The sequence below is a fragment of the Binatus sp. (SeqCode) genome, assembly GCF_035272065.1.
Lineage (GTDB): Bacteria > Desulfobacterota > Binatia > Binatales > Binataceae > Binatus.
The window spans coordinates 1-21,999 of sequence record NZ_DATEQZ010000001.1 but is presented as its reverse complement, the minus strand read 5'-3'; the positions used below and the strand labels follow the sequence as shown (position 1 = coordinate 21,999).

Genomic DNA, 21,999 nt, shown 5'->3' with positions numbered 1-21,999 from the left:
ATATTATCGACTGGTCGGAATCGATATAGGATTCGAGTCCGACTCTGATCCAGCCCGACAGTGGCCCTTCTGCTCGCCTTTGACCACGTTCTGCTAGACCAACTCTTACTTCCTTCCTCCAAGGCTTGAGTGGAACTCAAATGGCACAGTCTCGTCTCGCTTCGTTTCGGAACAGATTCGTAGCTGCAATCGGCGGAGTTGTCGGCGCGTGCACTGGAATGGCTATCGGCAACAGTATGCAAAACAACGAAAACCAGCGCTACGGCGACTAGTCACTAATGAAAACTGGAGGAATAAGAGCTTTATGAAGCGACAAATCAAGAAGATCATCGCGATGTCCGGCGTAGTCCTGGCGCTCGGGATGGCAGCGCCGTCGTTCGCACAATATGGCCCCGGCTATGACGGCCCGGGCTATTACGGCGGACCCGGAGAAGCCGGATGGGGCGCATACGACAATAATCACCAATGGCACGGCGCGCGATGGTGGCATCAGCACGACATCATGTGGTTCTACCAGAATCATCCGGAATGGGCCGTGATGGACGCGCTGTGGCTCATCCAGGATGGCGACTACGAGAGCAACGGCACCTGGCAAAATGCCTACTGGTGGCATCAGAACGATCCGGATTTTTTCTACGCCAATCATCCGAACTGGATTTCATGGTATCCGGACTGGCGTAACACGGATGGCGCTTACGACGCGCAGCACAACTGGCATTACGGTCAATGGTGGTACAATCAGAATCCGAGCTGGGTTTCCGCCAACCATCCCAACTGGATCAGCCAGCACAGCAACTGGGTGAATCACACTGAACCAAATGATCACCGGGCGGTGATGCGGACCGAGAACGAGGGGACTGCGCAGACTCGCCAGACCGCTTCGAATCAGCAGAAGAATGTGAACGAGAAGGCGGCAGTCAATCAGCGCAACGAGGGGACCCGCAACGAGCAGGCGTCGCACGAGCAGCAGACGCGAGTGAATGAGAAAGCGGCAACCACTCAGCGCAATGAGGCGACCCGCAACGAGCAGGCGTCGCGCGAGCAGCAGACGCGGGTGAACGAGAAGGCGGCAACCACTCAGCGCAACGAGGCGACCCGCAACGAGCAGGCGTCGCGCGAGCAGCAGGCTACTCACAACCAGCAGCAAGCGACTCACAATCAGCAGCGTGCTACTCGCAACGAGCAGCAAGCGACTCATCAGCAGCAGGCCAGCCATCAGCAGGCTACTCAGCAGCAGGCTACTCATCAGCAGCAGGAGCGTCCGCAGCAGGCTGAACATCAGCAGGCGACTCACGCGCAGCATTCGTCTCGCCAGCAGCCTCAACAGCACCAGCAGTCGAGTGCCAGCCATGAAGGCGGTGGGCACGAGAGCGGAGTCCGCGAAGCAAAGAAATAACCACGGACGCGATACGGCCTGAGCAGGCGTATCGCTTCCGGCTCAGATCGAATGGCCCCGCTGGTCCTTATGACGGCGGGGCCGCTTCATGTTTAATTACGATCGATGATCGCCGCCATCGAGAGCTTCCTCGGTCAGTCCGGGCCGTGGTCGCTGGTCGCAATTTTTATCGTTGTCGCGCTGGAGTCGTCAGCCGGATTGGGTTTGATCTTCCCCGGCGAGATGATGGCGGTGATTGCGGGCGCGATGGCCGCCGACGCCTTCTTCTCACCGTGGACAGCGTTCGCAGCGGTAGCCACAGCCGCCATTGCCGGCGACCTGACTGGCTATACGATCGGTCACACCAAAGGACAGGCCGTGCTGGCGCGATGGTCGTTTGCGCGCCGCCAATATGAAAAGCATCGCGCGCGTCTCGAATACTATTTCGAACATTTCGGCGGCGCGACGGTGTTCGTCGGCCGCTTCGTCGCGGTCGGGCGCGCCTTCGTGCCCTTCGCAGCAGGTCTGTCCGGGATGCGAATCCGCAAGTTCGCGCCTATTGCGATAGTCGGGGGACTGGTGTGGGCCGCGGTCGCCGTGGGCCTGGGCTACACGCTGGGTTCCAACTGGAGACTCGTCGAGAAATGGCTCAAGTCGCTCAGCGCCGGAATTATCGCACTCGCGATCCTGACCGCCCTGATGGCCGCGATGTGGCGATCGGTCTCGCAGCGCCAAACCCAAATCGTCGCGGCATGGAACCGGCATCTCACCGGGCGCTACGGCTTCGACCTGACTCCGTTTGTAGATTTTATCCGCGCCCGCTTCTCGCCGCGCAGTTACCTCGGTCTTCATCTGACGGTTGGGTTGATCGCGATCGCTGCGCTGGGCTGGCTGTTCGGCGGGATCGTGGATGTCGTCTCGGAGCAGGGCCCGCTCGGCGGCCTGGACCGGACGATGGCGCTGTTCGTCGCCGCGCAGCGCACGCCGGGGCTCGACTCTGCCGTGAGCGTGATCGCGACCCTCGCCAATCCGCTGTGGCTGACCTTCATCGTCGCCCTTGGAGCCATCAGCTACGCGCGCCGCCGCGAGGCGAGTTTCTCAATCGCAGCCCTGCTGTATCTCGCCGGCGCGTACGCGCTCGCCTTCGGCCTGCAGGCGATGTTTGCGAAGCATGCCGCCCATCAACCCGAACTGGTGCTGGTAAACGGGTTCGCAGGCTTTCCCAGCGCCGCGCTGACCGCGTCAACCGCCGGCTACGGGATGCTCTCCTACATGCTCGCGGCCGAGACCCAAAGCTGGCGGCTGCAAACTCTGAGCGTGATGGGAGCGCTCTATATGATCGCGCTGATTGGGCTGGCGGGCATCTACTCGGGACCGGCGCTGAGCGCGATTGTCGGAGGATTTGCACTGGGCGGATGCTGGCTGGCGATCTGTGTGACAGGAAGCCGCACCTACAATCGATTGCGCAGAGCGGGCATCGTAGTCCGTTGATGACTTGATCGTGGGGCGCGTTTCACGAGCGCCACTCTTTTGTCATCGCGGCGCCCTAGGTGGCAGTATCGTGACACCTAATGCCTTTCTCTCACGGCAAATCGCTACCATCAGGGCCTCATTTGCCAATGCTCTGGGCGGTACGGACCTTGCGTTTACTATGACAAGCGGGCTCACGTCAGCGAGAGGGACTTCGTTCTTGGGGCAGTCGCTCGCCAAGGGATTCGGTATTCAAGCTGAGAAGGTCTATGAGGCGTCCATGAATTGGCATCAGTCGGGAGCATCTGCGACCACTCGAAGACTACGTCCGGAGTTGGAACTCGAGCGATACACGGCGGTGCTTTTCAGTCTGGTGCTAATGGTCCTTCTCGTCGCCGGTACGGCGGGATACGCCGGTACCCGCAGGCTCTTATCGCCCACTAACATGACTGCGAGTGATTCGCGCGTCGTCGGGGATCCTAATCGTGAAGCCGACCCCGACCGGCTCGTGACGCCCGCTGCGGTTGCGCTTGGCCTGATGGCAGTTCTTTCGGTCGTGATTGTTTCGAATCCCATCGCGACTCAAAACCACAGTCGCAACGCGTAGCTAACTCATCACATACTCAGTCTCGACCTTCGGGTGCTCCGATGAAATGACGGAGCACTTTTCTCTCTCGTCTGAAACTCTCCCGGGGATTGCCGAACTCGACCCGCTGTACTAACGACGAGGCTGCAATCTCGTTCGTTGGGGTTTGGCGATGAAAAACGGAATCTTGTCGGGAATCAGGGTGATCGATTGCGGTACGTATATCGCGGGTCCGGCCTCGGCTACGGTGATGTCGGATTTTGGCGCGGAGGTCTTCAAGATCGAACGCCCGGACGGAGGAGATCTGTGGCGCCTCTTTCCGCATCTGCCCGGCACTCCGAAGTCGAAACTGAATTACGCCTGGATACTCACCGGGCGGAACAAAAAAAGCGTCGCCCTCGATCTCGCGAGTCCCGAAGGCCACGACGCGCTCGTCCGGCTCGTCAAGACCGCCGACGTTTTCGTAACCAACTATCAGACTGCACTGCTCGAAAAGTTCCATCTGACCTGGGACGATCTGCGTGCGATCAACGAACGGCTGATTTTCGCCCACCTCACCGGCTACGGTGAAAAAGGTGACGATGCGGACCTTCCCGCGTTCGACGCTTTGGCCTACTGGGCGCGCTCGGGCCTGATGACCAGCGTGACGGGACGCGACGGCTCGCCGTCGGGTCCGCGGCCCGGAATCGGCGACCATCCGACCGCGATGGCGCTCTTCGGCGCGATCATGCTTGGGCTCTTCAACCGCGAACGTACCGGACGCGGCTCGAAAGTCGGCACCTCGCTGATGGCGAGCGGAGCCTGGAGTCATAGCTGCGACTTGCAGGCGCGAATGCTGGGCGCGACGTTTCCCCAATCCACTGGCGGCCCTCATCCAATAAATCCGCTTTCAGCAGCGTACGTCACGCGCGACGCGAAAGTGTTCCTGCTCATCCAGCTCGACCCCGAGCACGAGTTCCCGCGCCTGTGCAAGATGTTCGGTGCGCCCGAACTCGCGACCGATCCGATGTTTGCGACCGACGCGAGCCGAACTGAAAACGCCGCCGAGCTGTTCGCGATTCTACAATCGCAGTTCGAGTCGAGGGATCTTTCGGATTGGCGCATGGAGTTCAAACATTACGACATCAAGTGGTCGCTGCTGCCGATGCTCGAAGACGTCGTCAGCGATCCGCAGATGCGCGCCGCAGGTGCCTTCGTGGAAATCGACTACCCGGGGCACGGTAAGATCGAAACGATAAACAGCCCGGTCTTTGTTGAGGGAACCGATAAGCGAAGGCCCGAACCCGCCCCTGAGCTTGGTGCGGATACGCGCGAAGTCCTGCGTGCGCTCGGCTACGGTGACGGCGCGATCGACGATCTGGTCAAGCGTCGCATCGCGGCCGGCTGACGCTACTTTGCGATCGCCCTCTGCAGCCAGCTCACGAGATCGCGCATCACCTCGTCGCGATTCGTTTCGTTCAGCATCTCGTGCCGGCCGCCCAGATAGTATTTCTCGCTGACGTTCGCGATCCCCGCCGCGCGATACCGCTCGGCCAGCGGCTTCAGCCATTCGAGATCGTGATTAATCGGGTCCTTGTCGCCGGCGAAAATGTAAATCGGCAGGTCCTTGCGAATCTGCGCGAGCGCCGCCGAATCGAACAACCGCGTCTTAGACGCCGCCATCGTCGCCATCGCTTTCTTGTTAATTCCAAATCCGCAAAGCGGATCCGCCTCGTACGCATCGACGGCCGCCGGGTCGCGGCTCAACCAATCGTGTTGGGTCCGCGCGGGCTCGAACGCGCGATTGTACGCGGTAAGATCCGCGTCCTGCGACGGATCGGTTACCAGCCTGTCCACCGCCGCCGATCCCGAGAGCACCAGCCCCGCGATCTGCGCGCTGTCGTCGAGCACGTATTGCTGCGCCGCGAACGATCCCATGCTGTGCCCGAGCAGGATCACCGGCAGTCGGCCTTCCCGTGTGCGCGCGAGCCGAGTCAGCGTCAGCATGTCGCCGACCAATCCGTTCCATCCGCCGGCGCCGAAATCGCCGAGCGACTCGCGGCCCTTCACGCTGCGCCCGTGCCCGCGATGGTCATTGGCGAAAACGTGATAACCGGCCTGGTTGAGAAACTCCGCGACGTGCGCATAACGCAGCGCATGCTCTCCCATGCCGTGTGCGATCTGCACGATTCCCGCCGCCTTCCCGGGCGCGCGCCATCGATAGTAGGCAATCTCGAGTCCGTCCTCGCTGTTGAAAGAAAAATCCTCGCGCCGCATAGGTCCGCACCTCCGCGATTCGTCAAACAGCTACTACAAAGTGAATGCGCCCGTCGATTCCCTTTTGACGTTACAGGCTGCGGCACGATAGCTTTCAACTGGATCGACTCGAACCTCGGCTATCCAGGAGTGACGTCATGAAAGATCCGGCATACGAGGCAGGCTTGGCCGTTCGGCGTCGCATACTGGGCGATGCGCACGTGAAGCGCTCCCTGGAAAACGCGACCACCTTTGATGAGGAGTTTCAGGATCTCGTTACGCGCCACGCATGGGGCGACATCTGGACGCGGCCAGGCCTCGACTATCGCACGCGCAGCCTTATCACGATCGCGCTGCTCGCCGCCGGCGGCCGTCATGAAGAACTCCATCTCCACGTTCGCGCCACCCGCAACACCGGCGCGACCGTCGATGAGGTAAAGGAAGTACTGCTGCAAGTCGCAGTCTATGCCGGCGTGCCCGCCGCAAACTCCGCGTTCCGAATTGCAAAAGCCGTGTTCGAGGAAACGGCTAAAGAGGACGCGCGATGAATCCGCCTCTCGGATACCGGCGTGAAACGCCCGGCGCTCATCCACCATACGATCGTCCTTCTTATACGAGCACCCACAAGCGAGCGCCGCGACATGCGCCGGTGCGACTCGAGCACACGCTATCGGAAATCACGGGACCGCGGTTTGCACACGAGACTCTTGCACCCGGTGATGACGACATGACGCACTTCAACGGCGGTGAGGCCATGGGCGAGCGAATCATCGTGACCGGCCGCGTGCTCGACGAAGACGGCCGCACCATTCCCAACACGATGATCGAGATTTGGCAGGCTAATGCGGCGGGCCGTTACGCTCACGTCGAGGATCGGCACGAAGCGCCGCTCGATCCGCATTTCGCCGGCGTCGGCCGAGTGATCACAGACCAGCGCGGCGCGTATCGCTTCATGACCGTCAAGCCGGGTGCGTATCCGTGGCGCAATCATCACAATGCGTGGCGGCCGAATCACATTCACTTCAGCCTGTTCGGCCCGAGCTTCGCCACTCGCCTCATTACTCAGATGTACTTTCCCGGCGATCCGCTTTTACCTCTCGATCCGATCTACAACAGCGTCCCCGACCGTTCCGCGCGCGAGCGACTGATAGCTACATTCGATATCGAAGTTACTATTCCCGAGTACGCACTCGGTTACCGATTTGACTTTGTACTGCGCGGTCGCGACTCTACCCCAACGCTGAGCTGAAATGAGCCCCCTGCAAACGCCATCGCAGACGGTTGGCCCTTTCTTCAAGCCCGCGCTTATCCGTTCCGGAGATGAATCACTCGTTACGCCCAAATCCCGTGGCGAGCGCATCGCGATCGAAGGGCGCGTTCTCGACGGCGACGCGGCCGGCGTGAGCGACGCCATGATCGAGCTCTGGCAGGCCAACGCCGACGGCCGCTACGACCATCCCGACGACTCGCAGGAGAAACTGCTCGACCTCGATTTTCACGGATTCGGCCGCGCCGCCACGGACGAACGCGGGCGCTTCAGCTTTTGCACGATCAAGCCCGGCGCTGCTCCTGGGGCTGGGATTGCCCTTCAAGCACCGCACATCAACGTATCGATTTTTGCGCGCGGTCTGCTGAAGCGGCTGACTACAAGGATCTACTTTCCTGACGAGCCGCTGAACGCCACCGATGCAGTACTCAACTCCGTCGCTCCGGAGCGACGTTCAACACTCGTTGCGCGAATCGAGAAACCCGCCGTGTTGCGATTCGACATCGTGCTGCAGGGCGAGAACGAGACGGTGTTCTTCGACGTATGAGCATCAATCCTGCCGACTCTCAAATTTTCGGCACGCTCTACGGCACCGACGAAATCCGCGCGCTGTTCTCCGACCAGGCTCACCTGCAGTTCATGCTCGATGTCGAGGCCGCTCTGGCCCGCGCCGAATCCAAGCTGGGTTTGGTTCCCGCGCCTGCCGCCGACGCCATCGGCCGCGCGGCTCGAGTCGAGAACCTGCGGCTCGATTACATCGCGGAGAGCACGCGACGCGTAGGCTATCCTGTCGTCGCACTGGTCAAGGAACTTGGCCGAATCGCCGGCGACGAGGCCGCACGCTACGTCCATCTCGGCGCGACTACTCAGGACATTCTTGACACCGCGCTCGTCCTGCAACTGCGGCGCGCGTTTGCCATCGTGCGCCGCGACTTGGTCGCGCTCGCACGTGTTCTCGCCGATCGCGCTGCCAGGTTTCGCGACACGCCAATTGCCGGCCGCACACATCTGCAGCACGCTGTCCCGACTACGTTCGGCCTCAAGTGCGCGGGATGGGCGTCGCCATTGGTCACTCACGTCGAACGATTGGATCAGGCCACGCCGCGAATTCTAGTCGTTCAGCTCGGTGGTGCAGCGGGAACGCTCGCAGCACTCGGCGCGAATGGGCCTGCGGTCGTCGAAGCCCTCGCGCGCGAACTCGCGCTCGGTGTTCCAGACTTGCCGTGTCACGCTCAGCGTGACCCCTTTGCCGAGACTGCCGCGCTGCTGGGATTGATTTGCGGAAGCCTGTCGAAATTCGCGCTCGATGTATCATTGATGATGCAAACCGAGGTCGGCGAGGTATCCGAGCCGCACGACGACGGCCGTGGCGGATCGTCGACGATGCCGCAGAAGCGCAATCCCATCGCAAGCGAGTACATCCTTGCCGCGACGCGCGCCGTGCATGCTCTGGTGCAGGTGATGCTGGGGTCGATGACTGCGGATCACGAGCGCGCGACCGGACCGTTGCAAAGCGAATCGCTCGCGTTGCCGCAATGCGTAGCTCTAACCGCGGGCGCGTTGATCCACGCCCGTTCAATCGCGGAAGGGATGACAGTCGACACCGAGCGCATGCGGCGCAATCTCGATCTGACTGGCGGACTGATCATGGCTGAAGCGGTTGCGACTGCGCTTGTTGCACCGCTCGGTCGTGCTGCCGCCGAAGCGGCCGTCGCGCGCGCCTGCGACCGGTCGATCGCTGAGGGCGTGCCGCTCGCGGCAATTCTTCGGATCGAGCCAGAGTTGCGGCCGCACCTGACCGACGCCGAGATTGATCGACTCACCAATCCATCGTTGTACCTTGGATCGGCCGGCGCTTTCGTCGATCAACTCGTCGCTCGCGTTGCCGCGCTTCGCTAATAATGAGGAAAGTTCAATGGCGAGCGATTCACCGCACGATCCTCCTTTTCGCGCCGACCACGTCGGCAGCCTGCTGCGCCCGCCCGAATTGCTGAAGGCGCGCGTCGATCGGGCCGCCGGCAAAATTTCCGTCGAGGAATTGCGCACGGTTGAAGACTCATCGATTCGCGAGGCCGTCGCGTTTCAGGAGAGCGTTGGACTCCAGTCAATCACCGACGGCGAATACCGCCGCGAGATTTTCTATTCGGACTTTTATTTCCGCGGCCTGGGCGGCGGCACGGTTGCATACGATCCATCGTCGATCGATGAAGTTTATTTCATCGACCGCGAAGGTCATAAACTTCCTCTGTTGGTTCCGCACGTGCAGGCGCGGATGCGCTGGCACGGTCCGATCCACCTAGACGATTTCAAATTTCTTCGTGCGGCAACCTCGCGGACTCCGAAAATTACGATTCCATCGCCGACCATCATCCATTTCCGCGCCGGCCGCGAAAATATAAGTAAGGATGCGTATCCTGACGTTGATCTTTTCTGGGACGATATCGTCGATGCGTTCCACCGGGAATTCAAGGTACTTGCCGACGCCGGTTGCACCTACGTGCAGATCGACGAAACCACGCTCGCATCATTGAGCGACCCGCGAATCTGGGAGCCGATGCGAAAGCGTGGCGACGACGCGCGAACGCTGTTGCTCGATACCTATCCGAACGTGATGAACCGTGCGTTTGCTGGACGTCCAGCCACTTTGCATCTCGCGATGCACATTTGCCGGGGCAACAATCAGAGTCATTGGAGCGCCGAAGGCGGCTACGACCTGGTCGCCGATACCCTGTTCAACAGGATCGACGTCGACTCCTACTTTCTGGAGTACGACACTCCGCGTGCTGGAACTTTCGAACCTCTGCGGCTGGTGCCAAAAAACAAAACCGTGGTGCTCGGACTCGTCTCCAGTAAGTTCCCCGAACTCGAATCGAAGGATTCGCTCAAGCGACGAATCGACGAGGCCTCCAAATTCATCGCACTCGATCAGCTCTCGATCAGCCCGCAATGCGGATTTGCGAGCACTGCGCCCGGTAATCGCATTTCTGCTTCGGACCAGCGCGCCAAGCTGGAGCTGGTGTTCGAGGTCGCCAGGGAAATTTGGGGTTAGTCTTAGAATGGTTCAGAACAGATGGCGGCCGCCGTCGACCCGTATGAACTCGCCGGTCACGAAATCTGTCTCTACAAAGAACATCACCGTCTTCGCGATCTCCTCCGCGCCACCCCATCGCGCCAGCGGCGTCGCCTCGATCACCTGCGCAATTTCTTCGGCCGTCAGATTGGGTGGCGCTAGAATCGGACCGGGCGCGATCGCGTTGACGAGAATTTCGGGCGCGAGTTGCAGCGCCAACGCCTCGGTCAGCGCGGCGACTGAGGCCTTCGATACATAATACGGAACGTAATCCTTGTAGTGGGGACGGCCGGTTACCGGTAGCCAGTCCGAGAAGTTTACTATTCGCCCGGCGCCGTTTTGTTTCATGACCGGTGCTGAATGAAGCGAATACAGGAAAGCGCTCTTCGCGTTAGCGTCCTGGATAGCGGACCAGACTGCGCCGTTCGGATTCGGCGTCTTTTCATATATGGCCGCCATGTTGATCAGAATGTCGAGACGTCCCAGCATCTTCACCGTTGCGCTGACCGCCGCGACGATCTCTGTCTCGTTGGTCGCGTCCGCGCGAAGTACCGATGCCTTGACGCCCGCTGCTCTTGCCGCCGATGCGGTCGTTTCGGCGGCGGCGCGCGAATCGCGGTAGGTCAACGCCAGCGAGCATCCACGTCTTGCCAGGGCGTCCGCAACGACTTGTCCGATTCGCGCGCCGCCGGTGATTAACGCCACCCTTCCCTTGGGGTCCATAGTTCCTCGTGGCGATGTTCCTTCGACGTGGAAATGCGCCGCTAGCGATACCTCCGCGCGCTTTCGCCGCTACTTCGAAAATACCTTTTGCACCGCCGGATTTACACTAGTGTGAACGGGTGGTAGCGTCGCCCTAGGTTTGTCGTCGGGGGGCGGCATCGACGCGCATTTTCATATTCGTCTCAAACTTGAATCAGGAGCGATGCGGCCAGTCGATCGAGGGGATTTGAGTGGCACAGAATGATGGCGGCTCAGCCCAGCGTCGCAGCCATCCCGGGTCGCAGAAAGTTGCCGTCGCAAAGAAGGGTGTATTCGTCTGCAACGGCGAGTATTGGACCATCGGTTACGCCGACGCCAACTTCTCGCTGAAGGACATCAAGGGACTCGGGTACCTCCAGCGCCTGTTGCAACATCCTGGTGAAGAATTCCATTCCCTGGATCTGCTGAACGGTCCAGGTGCGGCCGGAGCCTTGGAGCTCGATGGCCCGGACAAGGCTTCGCTGCTTGGCGGTGCCACCGTCAGCGTCGGTGGACTCGGTGACGCGGGCGAGATGCTCGACGCCAAGGCCAAACAGGATTACCAGCGCAGACTTATCGAACTCCGCGAGGAACTCGAGGACCTGCACGAGCGCGGTGACGAGAGGCGCGCCGCCCAGGTTGAATCCGAGATTGATTTTCTCCACCGCGAGATCGCTCGCGCGGTCGGTCTAGGCGGCCGCGATCGGCGCGCAGGATCCGCGGCCGAGCGTGCACGGCTCAACGTCACCCGCGCAATCAAGTCAGCGCTGCAGAAAATTTCCGAGCACAACAACCAACTGGGCGAGCTGTTGGATCGATCGATCAGGACCGGATCGTTCAGCTGCTATCTTGCGAATCCCCAAGCCCCGATCGCCTGGCAATTCTCCGTCGAGGGCATCCAGAGTGCCGTAGGCGCAAAAGTAACAGCCCCGGTTTTTTCCCGGCCCCAAAACAGTCTCGTGCAGTCGCTTGGCGATCGCACCGCATTCGTCGGCAGAGAAGAGGAAAGCGCCGTACTTCGTCGCCTGCTCGAGCGCGCGCTTGGCGGCGAGGGTGGAGTAGCAATGATTGGAGGCGCGCTTGGCGTGGGGAAGACACGAATCTCCGCCGAGTTCGCAGCCGAGGCTTCGCAGCGAGGGTTCATCACGCTGGTCGGCAGTTGCTACGATCGCGAGAATTCCCTTCCTTTCAACCCGTTCGTTGAAATTCTCGAATCCGCGATGGCTCAATCGCCGAGCCAGGATGCTTTCCGAGCCGCTCTGGGTGACGACGCGGGCGAGATGGCCCGCCTGATGCCTCAGCTACGCCACCTCTTTCCAGACATTCCGCCGCCTCTGGAGATTTCTCCGGAGCAATCGCGAAGGATCCTCTTCAACGCGGTTGTGGAACTTCTCGCCCGGACCGCCACAACCGGTCCGATACTTCTGTTATTCGAAGATCTGCATTGGGCCGACGAAGGAACCCTTTCGCTGCTGAATCACATTGCACGGTCGATCTCAAAGATGCCGGTGCTCATGGTAGGCACTTTTCGCGACAACGAGATCAATTCCTCCGGTCCTTTCGCGCAGACCCTCGACGAATTGCTGCGCATACATATGCTCAAGCGGATCAGTCTGCGGGGCCTGCCGCTGGATGCGGTGGCCGAGATGATTCGCGCGCTCAGCGGAAAACAGCCGCCGCCGCCGGTGGTGAGCCTTATCTACTCGGGAACTGAAGGCAATCCTTTCTTCGTCGAAGAGCTTTTCCGCCATCTTGTCGAACGCGGCAGGCTTCTGGATGCCGCCGGGGAGTTTCGCCGGGATCTCAATCTTGCGGAGTTCGACCTCCCGCAAAGCCTGCGCCTTGTTATAGGACGGCGGCTGGCCCGGCTAAGCGAAGATGCGCGAAAAATCCTGGGTCCCGCCGCGGTCATTAGACGATCGTTCACCTTCGAGCTTCTTGAAGCCTCGACCAATATCGACGCGGATTCACTGCTGGACTACGTCGAAGAAGCAGAAAAGGCGGGGCTGATATACTCGACCTTGGGTTACCCGGAGGCGAGCTTTCAGTTCTCTCATGAACTTATTCGGCAAGCGGTCCTCAGTGACTTGTCCGCACCGCGTCGTCAGCGCCTTCATCTCAATGTGGTCAACGGAATCGAACGTGTCCACGCCAACGCGCTCGAGGATCAGGCCGGCGATCTAGCGCATCACCTGTGGCAGGCTGGCCGCGCTGCCGATGCGGACAAGACCCTTCAGTACCTTGCGCTTGCGGCGGCACAGGCACTCAAGCAGAGTGCCTACGAGGGAGCGCTTCGTTATTTCCACAATGCCTTGGAGCTGCTAAAAGGCCTGCCCTACTCAGAACAGCGCGCGCGCCGCGAGCTGGAGATACAAATTGATTACGGAGTTGCGCTGCTGGCCACAAAGGGCTGGTATGCGCCTGAGATGGGAAGTGCCTACAGGCGAGCTCGTGAGTTGTGCCAGAGTCTCGACGATGATCTAAGGCTCTTTTCAGTGTTATCCGGTTTATGGAGTTTCCATCTCGTGCGCGGTGAGCACACGATGGCCTGCGGTTACGCGGACGAAATGGTGCGCCTTGCTCCACGACTGCATAATGACGGAATGTTGGTTCAAGCGGATTGGGCTTCGGGTTGCAGTCGATTTTTCAAAGGTCAATTTGCTGAAGCGCGGGCGAGCCTCGAACGGGGCATCGGGTTATACGATCGGCAAAAGCACCGGCTGCTCGCGTTTCAATTTGGCCAGGATCCCTGCGTGAGTTGTCTCTGCTTCGACGCGATGACTCTCTGGATACTTGGTTATCCCGATCAAGCTGAAAGACAGGCGCAACAGGCCATAACTCTCGCGCGTGAGCTGGGCTATCCGTTCACCCTGACTTGGTGCCTCTCGATGTTCGGCAAGTACTATACGATGCGGCGCGATTATTTTTCGGCGAATGTCGTCATTGAGGAAGGTCTGGAGCTCACCAAAGAATACGGATTTGCGTTCTTTGAAGCGTCATTGATTGCTTATCGGATAATTGGTTCAGCGGCTCAGGGGAAAATAGACGAGATGACCGCGGGAGGCGGCGTGCCTGCTGGTTTTTCCGGTGCCGGCTACGAGTTGGCGCATACTTGGGCTCGCTCCGCGATTGCGGAAGCACTGGGGAGTCTTGGGCAAGTTGAGATCGGAATTGCTACGCTTGCCGAAGCTCGCGAAGTGATGGACCGCAACGATGAGCGGTACGTCGAATCCGAAATACACAGGATTCGCGGCGATTTGAAGCTGAATCAGGTGTCTCTCTCGTCCTCCACCCCGAGTGATGTTCGCGCAGCTCAGTCAGAGGCCGAGCAAAGCTTTCTCAGGGCTATCGAAATCGCCCACCAGCGTGACGCCAGGTCGCTCGAATTGCGAGCAGCCATCAGCTTGAGCCGTATGTACATCGATTCCGGTAAAGATGCGCAGGCGCTGGCGATTCTGCAGCCGATTCACGATTGGTTCACTGAAGGATTCGATTGGCCGGAGCTCAAAACCGCCAACGGCATTTTGGTTGATCTTAAATCTGCTTCGACGTCCGCCGCCAATCCGAAACGTGCGACTCCTTCGCTCGCTCGCTAAGCTGACTCTCTCTTAAGTCGTGCCTCGACGTTCAATCACGAAGGCCCTGGTCATTGGCGCATCCGGGCACCTCGGAAACGCAATCGTGCGCGACCTGCTGGATCGTAAGTACCAGGTCACCGCGTGCGGGCGACGAAGTGTTGTGCCCGCGAATCTATCCGATCTGCCGCTCCACTACGCATCGGGTGATACAGATACATCCGGTCAGTTTAACGAATGGATCGCAGGTCAGGACTTGGTCGTCGACGCCGCGGCTCCTTATCCGCTCAATGTGTTCTCTCCCGTTAACGAAGCCGGGAACGATCCTATCGCCCATGCCGAGCGACGAACGCGACGCCTGCTCGATGCGGTGCTCCGGCACAAAGCGCGCCTTGTTTACGTCGGTTCCTTCGTAACTCATGTCCGTCCTCGCACCAGTGCTCAGCGTTTCCAGCATCAGATGATGCGCCTGGCTCATCCGTACTTCGAAGTTAAGGAATTGATCGAATCGCAACTGCTCGACGCGAGCCGGCGCGGCTTATCCGTAGTCATCGCGAATCCCACCTACTGCCTGGGCCCCTGGGACCTGCGCGACCGCCAGTTATGCACGATTCCACTACTGCTGCGTCGTGAGATACCTTCTTCCATCAGCCAAATGCTGAATGTGATCGACGTCCGCGATGTAGCCGCCGGAATCGTCGCTGCCCTCGATGCGGAGCGCTACGGCGAGCCGATTCAGATGAGTGGTCACGATCTCTATACCGGCGATTTGTACTCGATGATTTGCGAGCTTGGCGGTGTGCCGCGGCCCAGGATCTCCACGTCAGCCAGTTTTGCGCTTGCGGGAGCATACGCTGTGGAACTGATGCTGGGAACGATCGGTGAAAAAACGCCGCTACCAGCCGGCGGAATGATGATGGCCACTTTGTTCGATTACATGGTCCGCGGGCGAGAGCTAGAGAAACTTGGTGTCACGCCCCGCCCTCTTTCCGAAACCATAATTGATGCTATCAAATGGTATCGTCAGATTGGCTATTGCTGAAACCCTTACCCTAACCTTCCAGTCAATCTTTCTTTCGTCTTCGAGGCGCCGGTTTCCTCCCCATCGCGCGGTTGACCTTAGCTAGGGTCGTATCAAACGTCGGATCGCGGCGCCAAGCGGTACCCACACGCGAACACATCTCGAGGCCCGCATCGCCAATCATCACGCCCGAGATCCAGAATGGATCGATTGGCTTCAACGTATATACAGGGTATGGTCCGGTGCTATCGCATTTTTCCGGTATCAATCCCAGCGTCCCGACGATCGGGAAAGTCGGGTAGTCGAAGACGCTGATCGACAGCGGCCCGAGCATACCCGTCGTCGGATTTCCCGCCGGGTCTTTGATTCCCGTGAATTGGCGCAGGAGTGCTACAAGCGACTGGTAGTCCGCCAGCGTACAGTCCTTCGCGTCCATGACTTGCTTCAGTGAGATGCTATGGAACTCGTTTCCGGTCAGGAAGTGACCCAGCCCCAATTTTTCCAGGTAAGTTGCGCTTGAACCGCGAGATGGCGCTCCTTGCTTGGATAAGATTTCGAGCACCGTCATTTCCCGGGCTTCCTGACTCTTGCCAAGTTCGGGGAACAGCTCGGTCTTGACCGCTACGAGGGATTCGGGTTCACGCGGTCGCGTAGGATCGACGAGCCACGAACTATCCGGATTAGTCAAGCTCGACTTGACGGATAGTTGGCCATATACCTCGTACGACGTCACGGCATTCCAATCGGCACCTGCGAATATGTACAGTGGAATCAATGCTGGCCTCTTATCGCCGGGGTTGCTCTTATCCCACCACAATACCGGCGCGGCGAACGCCAGTTCTCGATCTGAATAGTTAGTGTCTGGATCGTCAGCTGCGGTCATCTTCTCAAAATTAGCGCCTATAAGGCATACAACCGAGTGCTCCCCATTCTGGTCTTTGATCTCGCCGGTCGCCTCGAATTTAAAGAAATCGTTTTCGAGGTAGTTATCAAGCAGCTCCTGCAATTTATCTCTGTCCGCTCTAAGCGGTATGACGCGAAGCGTAATCTGCGGAAAATGGTAGGGGCCGCTGACTTCCTCGCTCGCACCGCTTCCCAAGTTCAGATATGGAATCTCTCTGTGCGGTATTTGCTTGAGCGTGTCGCCCGTGGTCCACTCGGTAGTGTTAGTGCGCCAGCATTGCGAGTCCGCCAACCCATAGCCCAGGTCCATCTTAAGCCAGAACGGCATCATGGGCCGCAAAGTCGATGCGGGCTTGCCTCCAACCGTCGAGCGTTCAGAAGTCTCGAGTCCCAACGTCTGCGCGATCGGCTGAATCCCGGTATCGAGCAGGTTAATGTAAATCCCGCCAGAGGTGTCACCCGAGACAAGATCGAAAAGGTAGCCGCCATCGATGGTTCTTTCGATTTGCATCCTTGATCCGACTATTGCCTGAAAGCACGCAGCCGATGAACTGTGCACGTCGCGGAATTGCTTCATAGTGACGATGTTGAAAGGAGCGATTCCGGACCCCCGGTTCGAAGGCTGCTCCTGAGCCGGTGCTCGAAACGACCGAGGGGCATTCGAGTTCACCAAGCCGTAAAAGCGCGACAACATCTCCTGCAGCGACTGTAGATCGCGATCGGAGTAGCCGGCTGGGAAGAGTCCTGTCGTTTCGAATATGCTATATGCGGCTGTTATCGAACTGGCTATTGCCCGCGGAATTACGCTGAACAGATCGGTAACCGCCGAGCTGGCCGACACGAAAGGCCGGCGTTGAAAGATCTGAAGAAACTCCTCGGTGCCCGATCGTTCACCATAGTTAGTGCCTGCGGTCACGAGGCTGATGCTCGCGATTCGGCGCGCGTTACCCGCCTCGAAAATTGACGGAGTAGCGTCGGTCTTGATCCCGGACTTTGACCAGCCGTAGATCTTGCGGCCGGCGGACAAGGACAGCGGGTTGTCCACAAAAATAAACGGAAAGACCATCGCCCAGTCGACGAATACCCACTCACCCTTCTCTTTCTTGTAGCATCGAAGCGGAACGCCAAATGCCAGCTCGTGCTGCGAAAACCATCCTACATTCCTCGATATCGCCGCCATCTGCCCGTAGTCTACTACCTGCATCAAGACCCACGGCACCGCCGGCTTGAAGCGGAGCGGCAGGTGCTCGTCGATGTTGAGGTAGCTGTCGCAAAATTCCTGGAGGCGGTTCATGTTGGCCTTCAGCGGAAATATTTGCGTGACTACGTCGCTGTATTTCTGTTCGAGATGCGCTGGCAGCGCAAGGAACTCGCCGAGAGCCAGGTTGAATTGCGGCGGGATGACACCGGCAGGTCCTCGATCACCACCCGGCTGGCTCTTCTTCTTTGCCATGAGATTCCCCCTAGTTCCGTTCAATTACCCACGTCACCATTTGTTCGAGAAAACTCTTGTCGCGCGAGTCAGGCAGCCCCGCGCTGAGCAGTGAGTATTCGTGTAGCGCGGCTCCCGCCAATCCATGCGCTATCTTGCGCGCATACTCGGTGCATCGATACTTTTGCATCAGTTTGCGCATCCAGGTGACTTCGGCAAGCGTTCGTGCTTCTCTAGGTCTGCCCAGTAGTGTCGATAAGCGGGCGCGCTCCTCTACCGTCGATTCCCGAATAGCGTGAATAAGCATTAGCGTTCGCTTGCCCTCCCACAGATCGCCGTTGATCTCCTTGCCGTAACCGTCGTCGCCCACTAGGTTGAGCAGGTCATCCTGGATCTGGAATGCAGCTCCGAGAAAAAAGCCGTAGCGCACGAACGGATCCAAATCCACCGAGTCGCGGCTCCCGATCAACGCACCGACGCGGACCGGATAAATTGTCGCAAGCCAGCAAGTCTTCTTGAGGACCATTTCCAGGTAGTCCGCGTCGCCGATGTCGGTCGCGTTGTATCGGCGCCATCCGAGTTCCATAGCCTGGCCTTCGGCACACTCACGAGCCATTCGCTCGGTCTCTTCGATGATCCTCAGCGTAAGCCGTTCACCTATACGGCTCCGATTATCGATCAAAGGCCTGAGGCTCATAAGTGTGAGTGTATCGCCGGCGTTGAGCGCTAGCGGAACCCCATGCAGAACATGCAGCGTTGGAAGGCCGCGGCGCTTCTCGCTTGCGTCTTCGATATCGTCATGTATGAGCAGCGCGTTATGCAGCAGCTCGATCGCGACCGCCGTGTGCATGGCATCCTCGAGTGACGCGCCGTACAGGCGCGTGGCCGCGATACACATGCTGGGACGCATCATTTTGCCGCCGCGCTGCGGATAGTCACTGAGCAGATCGTAAAGGTAGCGGCGCGGTTCTCTGGACGGCAGGTACTTTGTAAGAGCCGCTCGAGTGACGTCTCCGTATTCGCGCAGCATCGAGGGTACCAGGGTGGACGTGGTGCCGCTCATAGTCCTATCGCCAGTTCTTTGACGAGTTCGCGATTCGAATACTGAGTGTTCCGCGAGTCTCGCCGCTATCGCGGTGAACAATCACCCCGGAGTAGGTACCGGGGGGCTGACTCTCCGGTATTCGGATACGTAGCTTAACCCTTCCCCGAGCTTCGTCAGGTACGAAACTTATGTCTGTCAGGGCCGGCTTCCTGGAGTCCACGGCGTTCAAACTCAGTGCGACAAGTGACTGATCTTTGGTATTCGGCCTAAGTTCAACCGACACCTGTACCGGTCGAAGCGAAACTACTTCGATGGATGCCGCCATCGTTTCCGTATTCTGCCCGCCGTTGGCGCGAGGCCACGCGTCTGCCACCGCGGCAAAACCGTTGCGCGACGGATCGACCCTTACCAATGTGGCGAGCGTCTCGATCCAGAGTGGAAGTATTTCGGCCTGGAACCGTAACACCCGTTCCAGAATGTCCTGCAGGTTGTCGGTCGCCGCGCGAGTCGTATAGGGCTGGTTGCTAATTCCTTCGGCCGTTCGCCGTCCTTCGGCGATATATTTTTCGATGACGCTGTAGGCCAGTTCGACGCCCTCTGCCAATGGCCCACCGATGCGGTCTTTGCGCGGCGCATCGGGCCGGACCGGCTTGGCGGGATTAGTGCCGTTCACAGAATCGGGCCGGCGGTAGAGTTTCGAGAAATCGCGGAGGGGCCCAACCCGCGCTGGCTCATCGCGATGAAGACGTTTGCGCTCGCTCATGTTCCCCCCGCCGGCTCTCAAGGATGGTCGTACGCAACTATATCTTCAAGCGCGGGCGAAGATGAAATCGCATGCGCCGCCAGTCTGCCCGAAATCACTGCCGCCTCGACGCATCCTGCATCCAATCCGCACGTCGTCCAGTCGCCCGCAATTGTCAGGTTGTCATAGGTGTTGTCGAGTGGCGAGATCCGGTACTTCTGTGTGCCCGGCAGCGAAAGAACGTACCGTTCGGTCGGGTTCACATTCGCTCGCCAATACTGGGAATCAAAACGAGCTTCGTTGTTGCGACGACCTTTTCGGTTAGACGCCTTTTCAGTCGGGTCAATCAACAGGTCCCACTTGAACTCGCCGCGACGCCTTACCGCATTGGGCCATAACTGTACGATGTCATTATTGAGATAGCGAATTCCGTTCTCGCGAACTTCCATGCGCCGGCGTTTGGGATAATTGGTATCGGAAAGTTCTCGCGGCGACACTTGATCCTTCAGTGCGCTGCAGAAGTACGCGATCGCCCCCGGCCTGACCTTCCATCTTTCTTCACCTATCAGGTGACTCATGTCGGCCCACGTCTCGAAAGGCTGAACGAACGCGGACAGGGCCAGCGGGGGGTCGCTCCAGCCTAGCTGTTCCATGTCCGCACTGAGCCAGATCTGAAATGCCTGGGTATTGACGGTCTTGAGATGCGCAACCATATCGCGCCAACGCTGATCTCGTTGAATCAGGTCCTGGCACATGTGTGGGATAGCGCCCAGGCCGACGCCCAGCACGACGAAATCGAAATCGTCGACCACGCGCAAGGTCTTAGTATCGGCTTTTCTCTTGTCCCAATGCGATTCGAAGTCCCATTCTTCGCGCTCGAACCGGCTTCCGTCGATAAGTTGCGAACAGTCCGGCTTCGAAGGCCAGCAAGGCAGGCCCCCAACATCTATCAATGGCTCATAGGCCTTTCCATTCTTGACCTTCGCCTGCACGTCGAATTCAAGTGCCTTGACATAAGCGCGCTCTCCTTCGGCAAGCTCATCGGGAGCTGCCAGTGTTACTCTTTCCAGGCGATGGAAAAATCTGAAAGCTACTCCGCGCTTCTTAAGCACCTCGTACATCGGCGCAAAGACTGTATCTCCCATACCGGCATTCATTTTCCAGAAGATCGCGCCGCGCGAACTGAACAGCATCCGCAACGCGCCGCGCAGCGCGACTCCCGCCCCATGCCTGGGACGCTGATAGTCCCCGTCTTCGTATGCGAACACGAGGTCGTAAGCGCCTCGGATCAGGGGTGACTGGATCGATCGCTCCGACGCGCCGTTGATTCGCAGCCACTCGCGGAAGTCATAGTCGTTGATAGCATCGAAGCCCCGCGGGTCCGAAACCAGTCCGAAGCGAAGAATTCCGCGCATCGACGCCATCGCCAAATCGATGCCTTGCCACAGCACCAGCAACTCCGGATCGTTCTCAACGATAGCCTCGAGTTGACGGCGAGCGCTCGCCGCAATCACTTCGAGCAGTTCTACTATCCCGTTGACCGGGTATATCGAGCGCGGCGCAAAAACTATCTCGAGCATCTCGACCGCTTCGATAAGACCAGCCGTCGTCGCAATCCAGCCTAAGCCCAGGAGCCTCGCGAAACGCTGCGAAGGATCGCTGGATGCTTCATTGTTATCAGGCTCTCGCTGATGAGTGCGCCGCAGATTGGGATGTTCTCTTCCTGCGCGCGGTGAAGTCCGGCGGCTCCGTCCCGCCTGCACCGCAAGCAGCAGCGTTCGCAGTATGCTGGCGGTGCGCGCCAGATAGGAGGTGACGGTGAAAGGATCGTTTTCGCCAAGAGGATCCCCCGGAAGGCCATCGCCCGGCGGAAAGTACGACAGGAAGTTCCAATAACTGCCGTCCCGGGTTCGCTCCGCCAGGCCGATGAAAGGCGCGGGAGAGAATGCATCCCGCCAGTCCGCTATCCTGCACTTGCGCCGATCCCGCTTGAGCTCCGCGTAGCATTCGCGTATCAGCCGAAACGCGTTCTCGTAGGATCCCATCCATAGATGGAGGCCGTGTTCTTCAATTCGATCGGCTGGACCGCGGCCCGACGCTCCTTTCCCGCCGAGGCGCCAGCCGAGCTGATAAACTGTCACCCGGTATTTGCCTTTGTGCTCGGGCCGGCTCAGCTCGAAAGCCGCTGCCATCGACGCGCACCCACCGCCAATAACCGCAACTCTAATCGGGTCCTGTTCAGGCAAGTCATCTCCTCGCTCGGTCGGTTTTTTTCGCACCGCGCGGCCGAACGAAACATCCAATATGCGCGGGACTACGTCAACTGCGTACGCCGCAAGCAAGCTCCCGGCAACTGGACTTTAGTCCCAGCGCGAAGGGTTACAAAAGTTACACGTTCGAGGAAGGGGATGGTGCCGGCAGGGAGCGGGGGCGATGGGGAGGTGTCGCGGCGGCGCCTTGCTATAACAACCGATTTTGTAAGCTCCATTGGAGCCACCCGTCGGATTCGAACCGACGACCTGCTGATTACGAATCAG

At 59.2% G+C, this 21,999-nt stretch carries 17 protein-coding genes; 11 read left to right on the top strand and 6 right to left on the bottom strand.

Annotation, left to right across the window (positions count from 1 at the left end; all coding sequences use genetic code 11):
* Window positions 1-140: 140 nt before the first annotated feature.
* From VJX68_RS19435 to VJX68_RS00070, 4 genes are all read left to right on the top strand, one after another.
* Window positions 141-272 carry a glycine zipper domain-containing protein gene (locus VJX68_RS19435; protein WP_473965168.1) on the top strand — a complete coding sequence of 44 codons (132 nt, stop codon included), beginning with the start codon at window positions 141-143 and terminating at the stop codon, window positions 270-272.
* A gap of 32 nt (window positions 273-304) precedes the next feature.
* Window positions 305-1,396, top strand: a complete 1,092-nt coding sequence (locus VJX68_RS00080; RefSeq protein ID WP_324093591.1) for a hypothetical protein — start codon at window positions 305-307, stop codon at window positions 1,394-1,396.
* A gap of 105 nt (window positions 1,397-1,501) precedes the next feature.
* The gene (locus tag VJX68_RS00075) at window positions 1,502-2,866 is read left to right on the top strand and encodes a VTT domain-containing protein (protein WP_324093590.1); all 1,365 of its coding nucleotides are present in this window, start codon (window positions 1,502-1,504) and stop codon (window positions 2,864-2,866) included.
* Between the two features lie 737 nt (window positions 2,867-3,603).
* Complete coding sequence (locus VJX68_RS00070) at window positions 3,604-4,818, top strand: CaiB/BaiF CoA transferase family protein (RefSeq protein WP_324093589.1); 1,215 nt, start codon at window positions 3,604-3,606, stop codon at window positions 4,816-4,818.
* A 2-nt stretch (window positions 4,819-4,820) separates the two neighbouring features.
* Here VJX68_RS00070 and VJX68_RS00065 read toward each other — a convergent pair whose 3' ends face one another.
* Entirely contained in the window at window positions 4,821-5,687 is an 867-nt protein-coding gene (locus VJX68_RS00065) for an alpha/beta hydrolase (RefSeq protein WP_324093588.1), read from the bottom strand.
* 137 nt (window positions 5,688-5,824) lie between these two features.
* On the opposite strand from VJX68_RS00065, the gene pcaC reads away from it, so the two are divergent.
* From pcaC to VJX68_RS00040, 5 genes are read left to right on the top strand one after another with little or no spacing between them, the layout of a single operon-like run.
* A complete protein-coding gene (gene pcaC / locus VJX68_RS00060; RefSeq protein ID WP_324093587.1) occupies window positions 5,825-6,214 on the top strand; it encodes a 4-carboxymuconolactone decarboxylase in 390 nt (129 codons plus the stop codon).
* Window positions 6,211-6,915: a protocatechuate 3,4-dioxygenase subunit beta gene (pcaH, locus tag VJX68_RS00055; RefSeq protein ID WP_324093586.1), complete on the top strand. Its 705-nt coding sequence runs from the start codon at window positions 6,211-6,213 to the stop codon at window positions 6,913-6,915. Before pcaC ends, pcaH begins: the two co-directional genes overlap by 4 nt.
* A gap of 1 nt (window position 6,916) precedes the next feature.
* Window positions 6,917-7,480, top strand: a complete 564-nt coding sequence (gene pcaG / locus VJX68_RS00050; protein ID WP_324093585.1) for a protocatechuate 3,4-dioxygenase subunit alpha — start codon at window positions 6,917-6,919, stop codon at window positions 7,478-7,480.
* Window positions 7,477-8,832 (top strand): 3-carboxy-cis,cis-muconate cycloisomerase, encoded by a 1,356-nt coding sequence (pcaB, locus tag VJX68_RS00045; RefSeq protein WP_324093584.1) that lies wholly within the window; start codon window positions 7,477-7,479, stop codon window positions 8,830-8,832. Before pcaG ends, pcaB begins: the two co-directional genes overlap by 4 nt.
* Before the next feature lie 16 nt (window positions 8,833-8,848).
* On the top strand, window positions 8,849-9,982 hold the full coding sequence (locus VJX68_RS00040) for a 5-methyltetrahydropteroyltriglutamate--homocysteine S-methyltransferase (RefSeq protein WP_324093583.1): 1,134 nt from the start codon (window positions 8,849-8,851) through the stop codon (window positions 9,980-9,982).
* Between the two features lie 12 nt (window positions 9,983-9,994).
* On the opposite strand, the gene VJX68_RS00035 is transcribed toward VJX68_RS00040, so the two are convergent.
* Complete coding sequence (locus tag VJX68_RS00035; RefSeq protein ID WP_324093582.1) at window positions 9,995-10,726, bottom strand: SDR family NAD(P)-dependent oxidoreductase; 732 nt, start codon at window positions 10,724-10,726, stop codon at window positions 9,995-9,997.
* Between the two features lie 230 nt (window positions 10,727-10,956).
* Here VJX68_RS00035 and VJX68_RS00030 point away from each other — a divergent pair, with 230 nt between their 5' ends.
* Both VJX68_RS00030 and VJX68_RS00025 read left to right on the top strand, forming a co-directional pair.
* The gene (locus VJX68_RS00030) at window positions 10,957-14,340 is read left to right on the top strand and encodes an ATP-binding protein (protein ID WP_324093581.1); all 3,384 of its coding nucleotides are present in this window, start codon (window positions 10,957-10,959) and stop codon (window positions 14,338-14,340) included.
* A gap of 19 nt (window positions 14,341-14,359) precedes the next feature.
* The gene (locus VJX68_RS00025; RefSeq protein ID WP_324093580.1) at window positions 14,360-15,361 is read left to right on the top strand and encodes an NAD-dependent epimerase/dehydratase family protein; all 1,002 of its coding nucleotides are present in this window, start codon (window positions 14,360-14,362) and stop codon (window positions 15,359-15,361) included.
* Between the two features lie 22 nt (window positions 15,362-15,383).
* Here VJX68_RS00025 and VJX68_RS00020 read toward each other — a convergent pair whose 3' ends face one another.
* Genes VJX68_RS00020 through VJX68_RS00005 form a run of 4 tightly spaced genes read right to left on the bottom strand, consistent with a single transcriptional unit; the run spans window position 15,384 to window position 21,741 of the window.
* Window positions 15,384-17,696, bottom strand: coding sequence for a hypothetical protein (locus tag VJX68_RS00020; RefSeq protein ID WP_324093579.1), 2,313 nt, complete (start codon window positions 17,694-17,696; stop codon window positions 15,384-15,386).
* Between the two features lie 10 nt (window positions 17,697-17,706).
* Complete coding sequence (locus VJX68_RS00015; protein WP_324093578.1) at window positions 17,707-18,738, bottom strand: polyprenyl synthetase family protein; 1,032 nt, start codon at window positions 18,736-18,738, stop codon at window positions 17,707-17,709.
* Window positions 18,739-18,742: 4 nt separating this feature from the next.
* The gene (locus VJX68_RS00010; protein ID WP_324093577.1) at window positions 18,743-19,483 is read right to left on the bottom strand and encodes a hypothetical protein; all 741 of its coding nucleotides are present in this window, start codon (window positions 19,481-19,483) and stop codon (window positions 18,743-18,745) included.
* Window positions 19,484-19,500: 17 nt separating this feature from the next.
* A complete protein-coding gene (locus tag VJX68_RS00005; RefSeq protein ID WP_324093576.1) occupies window positions 19,501-21,741 on the bottom strand; it encodes an FAD-dependent oxidoreductase in 2,241 nt (746 codons plus the stop codon).
* Window positions 21,742-21,999 lie beyond the last annotated feature (258 nt).